The organism is Gluconobacter oxydans DSM 3504 (assembly GCF_000583855.1).
Classification (GTDB): domain Bacteria; phylum Pseudomonadota; class Alphaproteobacteria; order Acetobacterales; family Acetobacteraceae; genus Gluconobacter; species Gluconobacter oxydans.
On the sequence record NZ_CP004373.1, the window covers coordinates 2,363,425 to 2,379,310 of the forward strand.

At 63.5% G+C, this 15,886-nt stretch carries 17 protein-coding genes; 16 read left to right on the forward strand and 1 reads right to left on the reverse strand.

Features of this window, described 5'->3' with window-relative positions:
- Nucleotides 1-6 precede the first annotated feature (6 nt).
- The 12 genes from GLS_RS10470 to GLS_RS10525 are packed head-to-tail and all read left to right on the forward strand — an operon-like array spanning nucleotide 7 to nucleotide 10,349.
- Nucleotides 7-606, forward strand: coding sequence for a TlpA disulfide reductase family protein (locus GLS_RS10470; RefSeq protein WP_041112175.1), 600 nt, complete (start codon nucleotides 7-9; stop codon nucleotides 604-606).
- On the forward strand, nucleotides 603-1,184 hold the full coding sequence (locus GLS_RS10475; protein WP_041112176.1) for a TlpA disulfide reductase family protein: 582 nt from the start codon (nucleotides 603-605) through the stop codon (nucleotides 1,182-1,184). The genes GLS_RS10470 and GLS_RS10475 overlap by 4 nt, the downstream gene beginning before the upstream one ends.
- A 46-nt stretch (nucleotides 1,185-1,230) precedes the next feature.
- Nucleotides 1,231-1,878, forward strand: coding sequence for a TlpA disulfide reductase family protein (locus tag GLS_RS10480; RefSeq protein WP_041112858.1), 648 nt, complete (start codon nucleotides 1,231-1,233; stop codon nucleotides 1,876-1,878).
- An 18-nt stretch (nucleotides 1,879-1,896) separates the two neighbouring features.
- The gene (locus GLS_RS10485) at nucleotides 1,897-2,673 is read left to right on the forward strand and encodes an N-formylglutamate amidohydrolase (protein ID WP_041112177.1); all 777 of its coding nucleotides are present in this window, start codon (nucleotides 1,897-1,899) and stop codon (nucleotides 2,671-2,673) included.
- Nucleotides 2,670-3,509 (forward strand): shikimate dehydrogenase, encoded by an 840-nt coding sequence (locus GLS_RS10490; RefSeq protein WP_041112178.1) that lies wholly within the window; start codon nucleotides 2,670-2,672, stop codon nucleotides 3,507-3,509. The genes GLS_RS10485 and GLS_RS10490 overlap by 4 nt, the downstream gene beginning before the upstream one ends.
- A complete protein-coding gene (coaE, locus tag GLS_RS10495) occupies nucleotides 3,506-4,111 on the forward strand; it encodes a dephospho-CoA kinase (protein WP_041112179.1) in 606 nt (201 codons plus the stop codon). Before GLS_RS10490 ends, coaE begins: the two co-directional genes overlap by 4 nt.
- Nucleotides 4,108-4,794, forward strand: a complete 687-nt coding sequence (gene dnaQ, locus GLS_RS10500) for a DNA polymerase III subunit epsilon (RefSeq protein ID WP_041112180.1) — start codon at nucleotides 4,108-4,110, stop codon at nucleotides 4,792-4,794. The genes coaE and dnaQ overlap by 4 nt, the downstream gene beginning before the upstream one ends.
- Nucleotides 4,794-5,714 (forward strand): glycosyltransferase family 9 protein, encoded by a 921-nt coding sequence (locus tag GLS_RS10505; protein ID WP_041112859.1) that lies wholly within the window; start codon nucleotides 4,794-4,796, stop codon nucleotides 5,712-5,714. Before dnaQ ends, GLS_RS10505 begins: the two co-directional genes overlap by 1 nt.
- A 36-nt stretch (nucleotides 5,715-5,750) precedes the next feature.
- Nucleotides 5,751-6,800, forward strand: coding sequence for a glycosyltransferase (locus GLS_RS10510; protein ID WP_041112181.1), 1,050 nt, complete (start codon nucleotides 5,751-5,753; stop codon nucleotides 6,798-6,800).
- A complete protein-coding gene (gene asnB / locus GLS_RS10515) occupies nucleotides 6,800-8,560 on the forward strand; it encodes an asparagine synthase (glutamine-hydrolyzing) (protein WP_041112860.1) in 1,761 nt (586 codons plus the stop codon). Before GLS_RS10510 ends, asnB begins: the two co-directional genes overlap by 1 nt.
- A gap of 28 nt (nucleotides 8,561-8,588) precedes the next feature.
- A complete protein-coding gene (locus GLS_RS10520) occupies nucleotides 8,589-9,908 on the forward strand; it encodes a dihydroorotase (protein WP_041112182.1) in 1,320 nt (439 codons plus the stop codon).
- A gap of 45 nt (nucleotides 9,909-9,953) precedes the next feature.
- Nucleotides 9,954-10,349: a hypothetical protein gene (locus GLS_RS10525; protein ID WP_041112183.1), complete on the forward strand. Its 396-nt coding sequence runs from the start codon at nucleotides 9,954-9,956 to the stop codon at nucleotides 10,347-10,349.
- A 24-nt stretch (nucleotides 10,350-10,373) separates the two neighbouring features.
- Here the strand turns inward: GLS_RS10525 and GLS_RS10530 are convergent, their stop codons facing one another.
- Nucleotides 10,374-10,676, reverse strand: coding sequence for a hypothetical protein (locus GLS_RS10530; protein ID WP_024716766.1), 303 nt, complete (start codon nucleotides 10,674-10,676; stop codon nucleotides 10,374-10,376).
- Between the two features lie 187 nt (nucleotides 10,677-10,863).
- Between GLS_RS10530 and GLS_RS10535 the strand changes: the two genes are divergently transcribed.
- The 4 genes from GLS_RS10535 to GLS_RS10550 all read left to right on the forward strand — a co-directional run bounded on the left by GLS_RS10535 (nucleotide 10,864) and on the right by GLS_RS10550 (nucleotide 15,883).
- Complete coding sequence (locus tag GLS_RS10535; RefSeq protein ID WP_226986571.1) at nucleotides 10,864-11,544, forward strand: tetratricopeptide repeat protein; 681 nt, start codon at nucleotides 10,864-10,866, stop codon at nucleotides 11,542-11,544.
- Nucleotides 11,544-12,956: a PQQ-binding-like beta-propeller repeat protein gene (locus tag GLS_RS10540; protein WP_041112184.1), complete on the forward strand. Its 1,413-nt coding sequence runs from the start codon at nucleotides 11,544-11,546 to the stop codon at nucleotides 12,954-12,956. Before GLS_RS10535 ends, GLS_RS10540 begins: the two co-directional genes overlap by 1 nt.
- Nucleotides 12,957-12,960: 4 nt before the next feature.
- On the forward strand, nucleotides 12,961-14,340 hold the full coding sequence (gene der, locus GLS_RS10545; protein WP_034953656.1) for a ribosome biogenesis GTPase Der: 1,380 nt from the start codon (nucleotides 12,961-12,963) through the stop codon (nucleotides 14,338-14,340).
- Between the two features lie 130 nt (nucleotides 14,341-14,470).
- On the forward strand, nucleotides 14,471-15,883 hold the full coding sequence (locus tag GLS_RS10550; RefSeq protein WP_041112185.1) for a sugar porter family MFS transporter: 1,413 nt from the start codon (nucleotides 14,471-14,473) through the stop codon (nucleotides 15,881-15,883).
- Nucleotides 15,884-15,886: the final 3 nt, after the last annotated feature.

Genomic DNA, 15,886 nt, shown 5'->3' on the forward strand with positions numbered 1-15,886 from the left:
AAACAGATGATTCGGAAGCAGATCGACCGGCGAACCCTTCTTGGAGGAGCCGCTAGCCTAGCTGCGGCGGCTTCCCTCTGCAATTGCGGGCTGGGGAATTCTGCCCGGGCGGCAGATGGTGTGCAGCCGATGCTGCCGTCGCTCAAGCCCGGCGCGCCCAGGCTGGAGCCCGTGAACTTCCAGCTTGTGGGCCCCGGGGGGACGGCACTTTCCCTGTCTACGATGAGGGGGCGGCCTTTTGTGCTGCATCTGTGGGCGACCTGGTGCCCGCCCTGCAGACTGGAGCTGCCGGCGCTCAATACGTTCATCGAGAAAACAGGTTCGACCGTGCCTGTGATCCCGGTGGCTGTCGCCAGCCCGATGCCGAAAGTCATGGTCTTTCTGGCGCAGGGCAATCTGCCGCATATCGCGCCCTGGACGCTCGGGCAGCATGAGTTTTCCCAATGGTTTACATCCGGTGAGCCAAGCCTGCCCATGACCTGCGTGATTGATGCGCAGGGGCGGATGCGGGCCAGTGTCGAAGGGGAAATGGCGTGGGCCGCGCCGGAGAGCCAGGCGTCTCTGGAAAAGATCCTGTCGGATCTTCAGGCCTCCAAACCGGCGTGAGGGCTCGTCTGCCCGCTCGGCGGAGCATTCTTCTGGGAACGGTTGGACTGGCTGTGGCGGCAGGATACGGGGCGGCGAAACTGGCCGGAACAGTGGTGCGGCCTGGAATGCCGATTTCTGATCTGACGCCGGGAAAAGCGGTTTCCAAGCCTGTCGGGTTCGGGCTCGCCGGTCTGGGAGGTGCACGTTCTGTGCTGGCCTCGCGTCGGGGTGCGCCTTTCCTGCTGCATGTCTGGGCCACGTGGTGTTCGCCGTGCCGTCATGAACTGCCGGGGCTGGCGGCTTTCATGAAGGCATGGGGGCCGGACTGTCCGGTTGTTCCGGTGGCGGTTTCAAGCGGATCGCCGGAAGAGATCCATGCATTTCTGGAGCGCAATGATGTAGCCGGGCTGCCCGTGTGGGCGGTGGCCGGGGAGGATCTGAAGGCGTGGTGTGGGAATAGGGCGCTTGCCATCCCCGTAACATTCCTGATTGATAATGCAGGGTGCATTCGCGCAACGGCGGCGGGATCGCTGGACTGGGCGGCTCCCGGCGCGCCTGCCGCGCTGCGCCGGGTTCTTGCCGCGACGAGTGCCTGAGCCCCGATGTGACAGACCTGCTGCAATGAAAGAACGGATTTCCAACATGACTTTTCCCCTGACACGTCGTCATCTTCTGGGAGGGGCCGGTGCCCTTCTGGTTTCGGGGCGGGCCATTGCGGCAACGGCTGCAAAGGAAGAGGCTGGCAAGGGACTGCCTTTCGAGCCGAATTCCTTTGGAAGGCTCGCAACGCCGAAAGTTCTGCCGCCGCTGAGCGTGCAGAACGAGCAGGGGCAGGACGTGCCGCTGTCGCACTGGTACGGCAATCCGTTCATCCTGCATTTCTGGGCAACCTGGTGCCCGCCCTGCATCCGCGAACTGCCTTCGGTGAATGCGACGGCCAAGGCTCTGGATGCGGATGGCCCACAGATCGTGGCCGTTGCGGTGCGTGGCAGTACCATTCCGAAGGTTCGGGCGTTCTATGACAGCCACGGGATCGACACGTTGCCGGTGCTGGTTGATCCGGTGTCGGGCGTGATGATGGAGACGGCGGATCAGGCGGCTCTGGTGCAGTCCATCCGGCAGGTACGTCCCGCTGATCTGAAAGAACTGACGCCGGATGTCATGTCCCTGCATGGTGTGCCGCGTTCGCTGATCCTGAACGGCAAAGGCGAGGTCGTAGCAGAATCCATCGGGAACATGGACTGGTCTGCGGACGCCGTGAGGCATACTGTGCGGGCATTGGCTGGATAGTAAGAGTGTGAAGTCCTGATGTCTGCTCCCCTTCTCGGCGCTAGTGATCCGGCGCCTTTCCTTCTTTTTCCTGAAAAGACGCCGTCGCCGTTCGTGTTCGTCAGCGACCACGCGGGGCGGGCGGTTCCGGATGCGCTGGGGGATATGGGGGTGCAGACCGAGGACTGGCAGCGGCACATCGCCTGGGATATCGGCATCGTGGGTGTAGGGCGTGTCCTGCACGAGCTGCTGGGGTCCGCGCTGATCGAGCAGGTTTATTCCCGTCTCGTGATCGACTGTAACCGCGCGCCGGGCCATCCGACGTCCATGCCGCTTGTGAGCGACGGGACGCCGGTTCCGGCCAATCAGGCCGCGCAGGAAACGTGCCGGGCGAAGCGGGAGCGGGAAATCCTGCACCCGTATCACGATACGATTGCAGAGGTGCTGGTTGAGCGCGGACCGCGCCCGACGGCACTGATCGCGCTGCACAGTTTTACGCCGCAGATGAACGGCAAGGATCGTCCCTGGCAGATCGGCATCCTTCACAATCAGGACAGCCGCATGGCCTCGATTGCGCTGGACCTGCTGCGCGAGGACACGACGCTGTGTGTGGGCGACAATGAACCTTACGTTCTGACGGATACGTCCGACTACACGGTGCCACGGCATGCGGAAGCGGCGGGGCTGCCTTATCTTGAAATCGAGATCCGGCAGGACCTGATTGCCGAAAAGACCGGACAGCGGGACTGGGCCCGGCGTCTGGCCGCGCTGCTGCCGAAGGTCTGGGAGACGTTGGTAGAGGGGCCGGGCGCATGATTGACGGTCACACGAAACTTGCAGGCGTCATGGGATGGCCGGTGGAGCATTCGCGCTCCCCGCTGATGCATAATCACTGGTGCCGGGTGAATGGCGTGAACGGGGCTTATGTGCCGCTGCCGACCCACCCCGACGGCTTTGATCAGGCCCTGCGTGGTCTGGCAGCGGCCGGGTTTCAGGGCGTGAATGTCACCATCCCGCACAAGGAAGCGGCGATGCTGGCCTGTGATGAACTCACCCCAACGGCCAAGCGGGCCGGCGCGGTAAACACGATTTGCTTCGTGGCTGGACGGATCATCGGTGACTGCACGGATGGTACGGGGTTCTGCGATAATCTGAGTGCACATGACGTGGCGATTGCCGGTCGGGCCATGGTTCTCGGGGCGGGTGGTGCGGCGCGCGCCGTGGCGGCGGCGCTTCTGGACCGGGGCTGCGAGGTCGTGATTGCCAACCGGACCCTGGAACGGGCGGAAGCACTGGTTGAGGCGCTTGGCGGCGGTGAGGCTGTGGCCTGGTACGAATGGCCGTCGCTGCTGTCGGGCTGTTCGCTGCTGGTGAATGCCACGTCGATGGGCATGGGCGGCAAGGCTGGCCTGGACTGGGATGCGGCGCTTCGTGAGGCCGCGCCGGGCCTGTGCGTGACGGATATTGTCTATACGCCGCGTGAGACGCCGCTTCTGCTGGCGGCTCAGGCACGGGGGCTGCGGACGGTGGATGGTCTGGGGATGCTCGTTCATCAGGCGCGGGCCGGGTTTCGGGCATGGTTCGGCGTCGATCCGCAGGCGGACCGGACGACATTCGATCTGCTGGCAGCGAGCCTGCGCACTGACGCGTGAAGATCATTGGTCTGACCGGGGGCATGGCGGCCGGGAAAAGTACGGTCGCCGCCCTTTTCCGCAGGGAAGGCGTGCCGGTTTTTGATGCGGATGCGTGTGTCCGGGCGCTTCAGGGTGAATGGGGGAAAGCCCTGCCCTTGATCGGGCAGGCATTTCCCGGAACCGTGGCCGAGGGCCGTCTGGATCGTGCGGTGCTGCGTGAGGCGGTGCGGGGGCGTCCCGAGGCGCTGAAGCGTCTGGAGGCCATCATGCATCCGCTGGTCCGGGCCGAGCGCGAGCGGTTTCTGAAGCAGTGCCGGGCGCGGCATGAACCCTTCTGCGTGCTGGATATTCCGCTGCTCATGGAAATCGGCGAGGACCGGCGCTGCGATGTGGTGGTGGTGGCTGAAGCTCCGATGGGCACGCGTCTGTCCCGTATCCGGCAGCGTGGTCGCAGTGGGGGGCGTATGAGCGTGGCGGATGCCAAAGGATTGCTGGCGCGTCAGATGAGCGACCATGAGCGCAGACGCCGGGCCGACATCGTGATACGAACCGGCCTGTCGCGTGGGCAGGCCGTCAGGCAGGTCCATGCCCTATTGCACCGGCTTCGTGAGGCGTCATGAAACGATCCATCCTGTTCGATACGGAAACCACGGGCTTTGACCCGGATATGGGCGACCGCATCATCGAGATCGCGGCGCTCGAACTGATCGACGATCTGCCGACGGGTGAGGCCTATCACGTCCTGATCCATCCCGAGCGCGATATTCCGGCCGAGGCGACCAAGGTGCATGGCTTCCGGATCGAGGATCTGGAAGGCAAGCCGATTTTTGCCGAGGTGGCGGATGGGTTTCTGGAGTTCATCGGGGACAGCCCGATGATCGCGCATAATGCCCGCTTCGATTTCAAATTTGTCAATGCGGAGCTGAAGGCATGTGGGCGTGAGCCGCTCGATTATGCCAGCCGGGCCATCGATACGGTGGAAATGGCGCGGAAGAAATATCCTGGTCTGCCCGCCAGTCTCGATGCGCTGTGCCGGCGCTTTGGCATCGATTTGTCGCAGCGTGGGACCCATAACGCGCTGCTGGACTGCAAGCTTCTGGCTGAAGTCTATGTGGAATTGATGGGTGGCCGTCAGCGCGGACTGGGCTTGGCGGGGCCATCCCGCAGCCGCAGCATGACGGACGGGATCAATGCGCTCGCCAACCGCAAGCCGCGGAAGATGGCGCCCCCGACTGCGGAAGAGCTTCAGGCGCATGAGGCGTTCGTCAGCACCATCAAGGATGCGGTCTGGCTTCGCGAATGATGCGGATCCTGTTCATCACGTCCAACCGTCTGGGCGATGCGGTTATTTCAACAGGTGTGCTGGATGCGTTGCAGAAACGTTATCCGGCGGCGATGTTCACGGTGGTCTGTGGCCCTGTGGCGGCGGGGTTGTTCGAGGCTGATCCGCGTTGCGAGCGCATCATCATCATGGAAAAGCGCCGGCATGACCGGCACTGGATTGATCTGTGGCGCGCCTGCTGCCGGACGCGCTGGTTCATGGTCGTGGATCTGCGCGGTTCGCTGATCGGGCTGACGCTGCGGGCGCGGCGGCGGATCATCGTGCGTGGTGGGCGCCGTCCGGGGCGGCGGGTTGAGCAGCTTGGAGAAGCACTCGGATATCGCAGAACGCCCATGCCACGTGTCTGGATCTCGGAAAAGCAGCGGGCGGAGGCTGTTGCGGTCTTGCCCGAGGGACGCTGGCTGGCACTGGGACCAACGGCGAACTGGGACGGGAAAATCTGGCCGCCCGAGCGGTTTGTGGAACTGGCTCAGGCGCTGAGGGCGGAGAATCTGCGTCCCGTCGTGTTCTATGGCCCCGGTGAGGGGGAACGCGCACGGGCGGAGCCGGTACTGAAGGCGCTGCCGGAGGCTCTGGACCTTGGCGGAGACAAATCGCTGGGTGAGGTGGCGGCACTTCTTCAGCGTTGCGCGCTGTTCGTGGGGAATGATTCCGGGCTGATGCATCTCGCTGCCGCAGCGGGAACGCCGACGCTTGGGCTTTTCGGGCCGTCGCGGGCCTCGGAATACGCGCCAGCCGGGCGGCTTGCGCGGTTCGTGGAGGCGCCGGGGCCGGAGGGCTATGCCCCCATCGATGGGCTGGGTGTTGCTGCTGTGCTGAAGGTCGCGAAAGAAATCCTGCGTGAAAAAGACGTGTGTGTTCCGGGCAGGCGTTCGGACTGACTTGATGCCCTGTCGGTCATGGCCGATAGAAGAAAGATGAAGTCTGCATCGTCCAATGGATACCGAGGTCGTGTGGCCCATGTGATGGCTGGGGCTCCCAGGGGCGGCGCGGAGCTGTTCTTCGAGCGTCTGACAATGGCCCAGATGCGGGACGGCCGTCCCGTTCAGGCGCTGATCCGGCAGGATGAAGGCCGGGTCGCACGGCTGGAGGAAGCGGGTGTTGAGACCCAGTCTTTCCGGTTTGGCGGGCTGCTGGATCTACGGACCACGCCCGGTCTGCGGCGCAGTCTCAAAGCGTTCAGGCCGGATGTTGTCGTCGCATGGATGAGCCGGGCCGCACGGCTGGTGCCGTCAGGGCCGTGGCAGATCGCCGGGCGTCTGGGGGGGTATTATGATCTGTCGAATTATCGCCGCTGCGATCACCTGATCGGTAATACGCGCGGTCTGGCGGAGTGGATGCGGGCGCAGGGCTGGGCGGCCGACCGTGTGCATCATCTGCCCAATTTCGCGACGGATTTTTCATCCGTAACACCACAGCGGCCCGCGTTCCTGCCGCCTGATGTGCCGTTTGCCCTGGCGCTGGGGCGGCTGCATGAAAACAAGGCCTTCGATGTGCTGATCCGGGCGATGAAGCATCTGCCGGGCGTGCATCTGGTGATTGGAGGCGAGGGGCCGGAGCGTTCTGCGCTTGAGGCGCTGGCGAAGGCGGAAAATGTTGCGGATCGGGTGCATCTTCCCGGCTGGATCGCGCAGAGCGGGCCCTGGCTCCGGGCATGTGATGTTCTGGTCTGCCCGTCCCGGATCGAGCCGCTGGGTAATGTCGTGATCGAGGCGCTGTCGGCCGGAGTGCCGGTTGTGGCGAGCAATATTCAGGGACCGCAGGAAATCCTTGAAGGGACGCAGGACGGTCTGCTGGCCGAGGTCGAGAACGAGCGCGATCTTGCAGCGCAGATCGGCAGCGTTCTGGATGATGAAACTGTGGCGCAGACTCTTTCCGTAAACGGGCGGGCACGGTTCGAGCGGGAGTTTGCCCAGGACGTTGTCATGGCGCGATGGTCGGCTTTTCTGGACGGAGTGCGCGCCTGATGTGTGGAATTGCGGGTCTGTCCTGCCTGCCGGGGCATCATCCGGATCAGGACGCACTGGAGCGTATGTCACAGGCCATTTTCCATCGCGGGCCGGATGGGGAAGGGCGGCTGGATCTGGGCGGTGCGGCGTTGCGTCACCGCCGGCTATCCATCGTTGATATCGCGGGCGGTGCGCAGCCGTTCAGGCTCGGCGCGGCGGCTCTGATTGCGAACGGGGAAATCTATAACGACCCGGCCATTCGCAGGCGCTTTCCCAAAACCTGTTTTCAGACCCATAGTGACTGCGAACCGCCTTTGCATCTGTGGCTGCATGATGGGGCGGGGTACACGCATGAACTGCGGGGCATGTATGCCATTGCGATCGTTGAGAACGAGCATGGACGGCATGAGATGGTGCTGTCGCGTGATCCGTTCGGCATCAAGCCACTCTATATCGCGGCCTATGAGGGCGGCATCGCGTTTGCGTCCGAGCCGCAGGCGCTGCTGGCGGGCGGGTTTGGTAAGCGCAGTGTTCGGGATGGTGCGCGCAATGAGCTGATGCAGCTTCAGTTCACGACGGGGCAGGACATCATTTTTGACGGGATCCGTCGGCTTCTGCCCGGTGAAACGCTCCGGATCGTGGATGGGCGAATCGTGGAATCGCGTCGGCGGCATGTTCTGCATGAAGCGCGGGATACGGTTCCGGGCCGCCTGAGCGATGAGCAGGCGCTGGCACGGCTGGATACGGCGCTGCTCGACAGTGTGTCGGCGCATCTGCGGGCGGATGTGCCGCTCGGGCTGTTTCTGTCCGGCGGGATCGACAGTTCGGTTATTCTGGCGGCGGCGCATCGTCTGGGGCTGCCGCATCCGCGCACATGGACGGCGCGTTTCGATGCGGGAAAAGCGGATGAGTCTGCTGATGCCGCAGCATTGGCGGCGTCTGTCGGGGCCGAGCATCATGTGCTGACCGTGACGGAAGACATGGTCTGGCGTGATCTGCCGTCCATCGTGGCGTGTATGGATGATCCTGCCGCTGATTATGCTGTCATTCCGACATGGTTTCTGGCGCGTGAGGCGCGGAAGGACGTGACCGTCATTCTCAGCGGGGAAGGCGGGGACGAGCTTTTTGCGGGTTATGGTCGTTATCGGCGCGTCATGAAACCCTGGTGGAAGGGCGGGCGGGCGCCGTACCGGTCCGGGACGTTTGGCAAGCGCTTTGCAGAGCACGGACGGCAGTGGCGGCGCGGGATTGCCATGACGGAACTGGCTCTCGGGGTTTCGGGGCTGGAAGGCGCTCAAGCGCTGGATATCGCGGAATGGCTGCCCAACGACCTGTTGCTCAAGCTGGACCGGTGCCTGATGGCGCATTCGGTCGAGGGGCGTACGCCGCTGCTGGACCCGGTGGTCGCCAAGGCGATCTGGCCGCTGCCGGAGCACTTCAAGGTGCGGGATGGTTACGGCAAGTGGCTGCTGCGCCGCTGGCTTCAGGATGCGCTGCCGCAGGCGCGTCCATTTGCGCCGAAGCAGGGTTTTACCGTGCCGGTGGGGCTGTGGATCGAGAAGCAGGCGCATCGTCTGGGACCTCTGGTCGCACGTCAGCCCTGCATCCGGGCCATGATGCCCGCAGCCGACGTAGAGCGTCTTTTCACGCGCGCCAGCCAGCGCGGTGTGGCGCGTCAGGCCTGGACGCTGCTGTTTTACGCGCTGTGGCACCGTCATCATATCGAAGGGGTTCCCGTGGACGGGGATACGTTCGAAACTCTCTCGCGCGCTTCATGAGTGTCTTACTGATTTGCAAGGACGGAACATGCATTACGATCTGATCATCCGCGGCGGAATCTGCGTTTTTCCCTGGGGCGAGGCGGAAGCGGATATCGGTGTGCGCAACGGGAAGGTGGCGTCGCTGTCTGTCGGATCGGCGGATGAAGCGGAGCGTATGATCGATGCGCGTGGCCTGCATGTCCTGCCTGGACTGATCGACGCGCATGTTCATCTGCGTGATCCGGGCAAGCCCGAGGTCGAGACGCTTGAGACCGGGACGCGGGCTGCGGCACTGGGCGGTATTGCGACGGTTTTCGACATGCCTAACACGTCCCCCAGTGTGACGGATGTGACGATGATCGACTGGAAGCGCGATCATATCCGCAAGACGGCGCATGTGGATGTCGGCATCTATGTCGGCGCGACGCGGGAGAACACGCCGGATCTGGCGATTCTGGAGCAGCAGCCGGGTGTCTGTGCGGTGAAGGTGTTTGCCGGGTCTTCGACGGGCAATCTGATGATCGAGGACGATGCGGGGCTGGAAGCGGTCATGCGCTCGGGGCATCGTCGTGTGGCCTATCACTCGGAGGACGAATATCGTCTTCAGGCCCGCAAGCCGATGTTCCATGAAGGCCAGCCTTACGAGACACACAGCGTCTGGCGGGATGTGGAATGTGCGTTTCTCGGCACGCGCCGCATCATGGCGCTGGCGCGCAAGACCAACCGTCCGGCGCATATCCTGCATGTCTCGACGGCGGAAGAGCTGGATTATCTGGCGGATTACCGCGATATTTCCACCGTCGAGGTTCTGGTGAACCATCTCACGCAGGTGGCGCCGGAATGTTACGAGAAGCTCGGTGGCCTTGCCGTCATGAACCCGCCGCTGCGGGATCGGTCGCACTGGGAAGCAAGCTGGCGGGCTGTGCAGGATGGCCGGGTGGACGTGGTCTCGTCCGATCATGCGCCGCATCCCCTTGAGGCCAAAAAGCTGCCCTGGCCGAAATGCCCGGCGGGTCTGACGGGGACGCAGACGATCGTGCCGGTCATGCTCGATCATGTGAATGCGGGACGTCTGTCGCTGGCGCGTCTGGTGGATCTGATGGCGGCAGGACCGGCACGGGTTTACGGATTGCAGACGAAGGGGCGCATGGCTGTCGGATTCGATGCCGATTTCACGCTCGTGGACATGAAGGCCGAGCGCGAAATCACCAATGACTGGATCGTCACGCCGGCGGGCTGGACGCCGTTTGACGGAACGCGCGTGACGGGCTGGCCGATGGCGACGATCGTTCGTGGAACGGTCGTGATGCAGGACAATGAGGTTTCCGGTGGGCCGACTGGGCAGCCTGCCAAATTTGCGCCTTGATCTGGGCGTAGGGCGCGCAACGCTTCGAACAGGAAAGGGAGCTGTATGAGACGTTGCGTTGTCGCCATCCGTAAGGCGGCGCTGTTTGGTCTGGTGTTTGCAGGGATTGCCGGAACTGGGACGGCCGGTGCGGCCGAGGCGGCATGGACCGCTTCAAAATGTGGCGCCGAGCCTCAGGCGCCTGCGGTGAAGGCTGCGACGGTCGCGCAGTATAACGAGAGCGTGGATCGCGTGACGGCTTATGAAAAAGCGGCCCGCGTTTACAATGCGTGTGTCGCGGCCCAGGCCAACCGGGAAGAGACGGCCATCAGCCAGGAAGCAAGTGCGCGGATTTCCCATGTCCATGCGGGCAGCGCGGCTGTTCAGTCCCATATCGCGGCATCCTTCCAGACGTTGTCCGCCAATCTGGCCGCTGCCAGCCGCAAACTGGGCCATCACTGAGGCTCTGAAAGGCTTCCGCGATTCTTACTGCCCCATGCGTTCCTGATTCTGAGCCGGAGTCAGGGATGTGGGGCCGCCATAGGTCTGGCGGGCGACATTCGGCATGAGATCGGGGCGCGCCCAGCAGGTCGTGCCCTCGAAGCTGGTGGTGCAGTAGGGTTGCGGCGGAGGTGGCCCGGCCGGCCGGGCGCAGAAACTTTCGTCATCGTACAGATAGGCCGTGTTGCAGTCCTTCCCCGTGACGGCGGAAGCGATGCGATCCGGCGCGCAGCCTTCAAGCGCGCAGAACACCAGGGGAAGCAGCAGGAGCGGGACGGGCTTTTTCATGGCCGTCAGGATGCTTCCGGTGCGGTTAAGGAAGTCTGAATGTCGGCCGGATTTTCTGCCGTGATACCGTTTTTCACAGTCATGGACTGCTTCAGCCAGCCTTCGGATGTGTGAAGCGTTTGCCGCGACGGTGCGGCGCCTGTATGGTCGCGCAAACAGTTTGAAGACCGATCCAGCAGGGGACCAGGTGGCAGACGATTTCATCACGCAGGTGAACGAAGAAATGCAGGCGCAGCGGTTGCGGGCCATGGCACGGCGCATTGGCGCCGTGGTGGGCGTCGTGGCCGTGATTGGAGCCATCGGTGGTGGCGTGTGGGGCTGGAACAGTCACGCGCGCCATGCAGCACAGCAGGCGGCATCGGCACGGTACTTTACCGCCATGACGGCGCTGTCCGATCCCAAGCATGACGCCGCGGCCACCCAGAAGGCCACCGCGACCTTCCAGGATCTGGCGGAGCATGGTCCGGTGGGCGTGCGCTCCTATGCCGCGCTGCGTCTGGCGGATCTGCAGAGCCAGGCCCATCAGACGGACGCTGCGCTGAAGACGTGGCAGGGCGTGGCGGATGATAACGCTGCCGATCCGGCCCTGCGGGATATGGCGCGCTACATGAGCCTGAATGCCCGGACTGCGACGGCCGATCCGAAGACGCTCCGCCCGGGCTATGAAGCCCTGGTGCAGGGCGGTGGTGCCTGGGCTCCTCTGGCTCAGGAAGGTCTTGCCGCGCTTGACCTGCGCCCCGGTGCGACGGCGGACCAGCAGAAGGAAGCCCGGCGCATCCTGACGCAGATCGTTGGCAGTGAAAACGCGACCGAAGGGGTGCGTGCGCGTGCGCAGGCCCTGCTCGAGACATTTGGAGACGCCGGTTGATGCGCCGTCCTGTTCTTTCCCGCTCTTCCCTTTCCGTGAACCGCTCCATGGGGCGCCGTGGTCTTCTGCGGACGGCCTGCTCGGGCAGTGCCCTGGCCGTTCTGGGCGGGTGCAGCCTGTTCGAAGACGACAAGAAGCCGCCTCTGGCCGGACATCGCGTGGACGTCCTGTCCACGGGTGCCGGGCTGACGGTCGATCATGATGACCATACGCCGATCAGCCTCGGCCCGGTCCAGCCGGTGCGGGAATGGCTGCAGGAAGGGGGCCGTCCGTCCCATGTTGCCGTGAATGCGGCGTGGAATGGCCCGGATCTGGCCTGGAGCCATTCGGTCGGCGCGCCGACAGATCCGTCCAGCTTTCTGGCGACGATCGCGATCATGCCGACCAACCGGGGCGCGATCCAGTCACCGCCGGTCATCGGCAACGGTCATATCTACACGACGGATGCGCAGGGCGTGGTGAAGGCCTGGACCTGGCCGGAACGCCGTCATGTCTGGACGCGTCAGCCTGCCACGGCCAGAAGCCGCTCGACCAATATTGGCGGCGGCCTCGCCCTCGATGGGGACACGCTCTACATTGTGGATGGTGTGGCTCAGGCCCTGGCCGTTGAAGCCCTGACGGGCAAGGTGAAATGGCGCGTCAGCACCGGGACGCCGGGTCGCTCCGCGCCGACGATCGCGGAAGGCCTCATGGTCTTCGGGACGATCGACGAGCGTCTGATCGCGCTGAACGCCAATACCGGCCATCAGGTCTGGACGTATCAGGCTACCGCATCCGACACGGTGATTTTCGGACAGTCTGCCCCGGCTTTCGTGGATGGCGTCATTCTCGCGGGCTTTGGCAGTGGCGATCTGGTGGCCCTGCGTGCGGCGTCGGGTGAGATGGTCTGGAGTGACAGTCTCGGCGGTTCCAACGGCATGGGCGCCATGCTTGACTTCTCCTGCATCCGCGGCGCGCCGGTCATCATGGACGGGACGGCCTATGCTGTGTCCATGTCCCGCGTGCTGGTGGCGATCGACATGCGCTCGGGCCGTCGTCTGTGGGAACGTGAGGTCAGCGGGCAGAGTCCTATGGCGATCTGTGGCGACTGGATGTATGTCCTGTCCACGGATCAGCAGATCGCCTGTCTGGATCGTCTGTCCGGGCATGTGCGCTGGATCACGCAGCTGCGTCGCTTCATCCGCGTGGACGTGGAAAAGGATGCGATTGCCTGGGTGGGCCCGCTTCTCGTGAACGGCAAGCTGATCTGCTTCTCCACCTTTCCGAAAGAAGGCATGGCTGTCCTGAATGCCGTGACCGGAAAACTTGAACTGACCCGTAAGACCCCCGCCCCGTGTCAGGTTCAGCCGATCGTCTGTGACGGTCATGTGCTGACCGTGTCCCAGGACGCCGTTCTGCGGGCCTATGGCTGAACGAATGACCTCTGAGAACCTGCCCGTTGTTGTTATTGCCGGGCGCCCGAATGTCGGGAAATCCACTCTGTTCAACCGGCTTGTCGGCCGCCGTCAGGCGATCGTCTCCGACATGCCGGGCGTTACGCGCGACCGCAAGGAAGGCGAGGCCCTTCTGCGCGGCCGTCGTGTCCGGCTGATTGATACGGCCGGGCTAGAGGAAGCCGCACCGGATACGCTGTATGGGCGGATGCGGGCTTCGTCCGAGTCTGCTGTTGCAATGGCGGATCTGGTGCTGTTCTGCATCGATGCGCGTTCGGGCATTACGCCTGCGGATGCGCATTTTGCGAGCTGGCTGCGCCGTCAGAACCGTCCGGTCCTGCTGATCGCGAACAAGGCGGAAGGGCAGGCGGGAACGAATGCGGCTCTTGAGGCCTATTCGCTCGGGCTGGGAACACCGCTGGCACTGTCTGCCGAGCATGGCGAAGGCATTGCCGATCTCATGGGTGAGATTGCCGAGCGTCTGCCGCCGGCGGAGAAAAGCCGTCGTCGTGAGGCTCCGAAGGCCGAAGGCGAGGAAGACGAGCGTCCGGCCGGTCCGCTGCGTCTGGCGATCATCGGTCGTCCGAATGCGGGCAAGTCCACGCTGCTGAACTGTCTGCTGGGCGAAGAGCGGATGATCACGGGGCCGGAAGCAGGTCTGACGCGTGATTCCATTACGGTCGAACTGCATGACGAGCATGGCCCCATCCAGCTGGTCGATACGGCGGGGATGCGCAAGCGCGCCCGCGTTGAGCAGCATCTCGAAAAGATGTCCGTCTCGGCTTCCATCGAAGCCCTGAAAATGGCGGAAGTGGTCGTGCTGGTGATCGATGCGACGCTTGGCGTGCATGAACAGGATCTCCAGATCGGCCGCCTGATCGAGCGTGAGGGCCGGGCCTGCGTCATCGCGCTGAACAAGTGGGATGCGGTCGAGGACCGGAACGCGACCAAGAAGGCGATTCTGGACCGTCTGGAAATCTCGCTGGCCCAGGTGCGTGGTATTCCGGTCGTGACGTTCTCCGCGCTGACTGGAGCGGGTGTGCATCGTCTCCTTCCGGCTGTTCGGGAGGTTTACGAGATCTGGAACTCGCGCGTCTCCACGGGTGAACTGAACCGCTGGTTCGAGGATGCGCTTGAGCGTCATCAGCCGCCTCTCGTGGATGGTCGTCGTCTCAAGCTGCGTTACATGACGCAGGTGAAGGCGCGTCCGCCGACATTCCTGCTGTTCGGTACGCGGGCGGAGCAGCTTCCGGATTCCTACAAGCGCTATCTCGTTAACGGACTGCGTGAAACGTTCCATATGCCGGGCGTTCCGGTGCGTCTGCAGCTGCGTGGAACGAAAAATCCTTACGCGGAAAAGTGATTTTCTGTTCGTTTGGATATAGACCACACCCCTGATCGATCATTAATACAGGACCGGCTGCTTCCGGTTTCGGAACGTTCGGTCCTGTCCCCTTGAAGAAGGGTGTGTTTCGGGGGAGGTGACTACGGATATGGTTGGGATTGCTTCGTCTTCCAGTGAGGGGGCGTCCACGCAACAGCCCCGCAGCACGGCACGGGCGACAACCCTTGGTATTCTGGCAGCTCTGGCTGGACTGATGTTCGGCCTTGATACCGGCGTCGTCGCCGGTGCGCTTCCATTCATTGCAACCGATTTCCATGCAGGCGATGCCCTTCAGGGCTGGATTGTCTCGTCGATGATGGCCGGGGCGACGGTCGGATCGCTGTTTGCAGGGCGGATCTCGGTCCGGTTCGGCCGCACGGGCGCGATGCTCGGGGCGGCGATCCTGTTCCTGCTCGGAACGCTGCTCTGCGCCCTGGCACCGGGGCCTGCGATCATGATCGTCGGACGGCTTTTCCTGGGCCTCGCGGTCGGTGTGGCCGCCTTTGCCGCCCCGCTCTATATTTCCGAAATCACGGTTGAGTCCGTCCGTGGCGCCATGATTTCGTTTTATCAGCTCATGGTGTCGCTGGGGATTTTCCTCGCATTCGTTTCTGACAGCCTGCTGGCTTCGGGCGGCCACTGGCGCTGGATGCTCGGCGTCATGGCAGTGCCGGCCAGTTTCTTTCTTGGAATCGTCCTGATCCTGCCGCACAGCCCGCGCTGGCTGATGATGCGTGGGGAAAAGGAGCGTGCGCGGCGCGTTCTGCAGAGCCTGCGCTCGGATGAGGAAGTGGCCGAAGCGGAACTGGTCGACATCCAGTCGCGCCTGCAGAAGAGCAGCGATGCCGGTCTGGGGCTTTTCAGGAGCAACCCCAATTTCCGCCGCACCGTCTTCTTGGGCATGCTGCTCCAGATCATGCAGCAGCTCTCGGGGATCAACGCGCTTCTGTACTATGCCCCGCGCGTCTTTCAGGCAGCGCATTTCGGGACGAATGCGTCCATCTGGGCGACCACGCTTGTGGGCCTGACGAACATGGCGCTGACCGGGGTGGCGATTGCCTGTGTCGACCGCTGGGGCCGGCGTCCCCTGCTGATCCTCAGTTGCGGTATCGCGGCATTTTCGCTGGCAGGGGTTGGAACATTGCTGGCCATCGGTGCGCAGAGCTTCGGGCTGCAGCTTCTGCTGTGCGGATTCGTTCTTCTGTTCGTGGCAGGTTTTGCCATTGGTGAAGGGCCACTGGTCTGGACGCTATGCTCGGAAGTTCAGCCGACGCGGGGGCGGGATTTCGGAATTGGCTGCTCCACAGTGACCAACTGGGCCGCGAACTGGGCCATTTCCAACATGTTTCCGCTGGGCATGGCGATGATGGGAGCGTCCTCGACGTTCCTGATGTTTGCCGTCTTCAATGGTCTTTTCATTCTTGTGACCGTATTGTTCGTCCCCGAAACGAAAGGCGTCTCGCTCGAGAGGCTGGAAGCCAATCTTTTTGCAGGCACGCGCCTGCGTGATCTGGGGCGGTGAGAG

Coding starts and splice junctions, on each gene's coding strand:
- GLS_RS10470 (WP_041112175.1), top strand. CDS start 7: ATGATTCGGAAGCAGATCGACCGGCGAACCCTTCTTGGAGGAGCCGCT.
- GLS_RS10480 (WP_041112858.1), top strand. CDS start 1,231: ATGACTTTTCCCCTGACACGTCGTCATCTTCTGGGAGGGGCCGGTGCC.
- GLS_RS10485 (WP_041112177.1), top strand. CDS start 1,897: ATGTCTGCTCCCCTTCTCGGCGCTAGTGATCCGGCGCCTTTCCTTCTT.
- GLS_RS10490 (WP_041112178.1), top strand. CDS start 2,670: ATGATTGACGGTCACACGAAACTTGCAGGCGTCATGGGATGGCCGGTG.
- dnaQ (WP_041112180.1), top strand. CDS start 4,108: ATGAAACGATCCATCCTGTTCGATACGGAAACCACGGGCTTTGACCCG.
- GLS_RS10505 (WP_041112859.1), top strand. CDS start 4,794: ATGCGGATCCTGTTCATCACGTCCAACCGTCTGGGCGATGCGGTTATT.
- GLS_RS10510 (WP_041112181.1), top strand. CDS start 5,751: ATGAAGTCTGCATCGTCCAATGGATACCGAGGTCGTGTGGCCCATGTG.
- asnB (WP_041112860.1), top strand. CDS start 6,800: ATGTGTGGAATTGCGGGTCTGTCCTGCCTGCCGGGGCATCATCCGGAT.
- GLS_RS10520 (WP_041112182.1), top strand. CDS start 8,589: ATGCATTACGATCTGATCATCCGCGGCGGAATCTGCGTTTTTCCCTGG.
- GLS_RS10525 (WP_041112183.1), top strand. CDS start 9,954: ATGAGACGTTGCGTTGTCGCCATCCGTAAGGCGGCGCTGTTTGGTCTG.
- GLS_RS10530 (WP_024716766.1), bottom strand. CDS start 10,676: ATGAAAAAGCCCGTCCCGCTCCTGCTGCTTCCCCTGGTGTTCTGCGCG.
- GLS_RS10540 (WP_041112184.1), top strand. CDS start 11,544: ATGCGCCGTCCTGTTCTTTCCCGCTCTTCCCTTTCCGTGAACCGCTCC.
- der (WP_034953656.1), top strand. CDS start 12,961: ATGACCTCTGAGAACCTGCCCGTTGTTGTTATTGCCGGGCGCCCGAAT.
- GLS_RS10550 (WP_041112185.1), top strand. CDS start 14,471: ATGGTTGGGATTGCTTCGTCTTCCAGTGAGGGGGCGTCCACGCAACAG.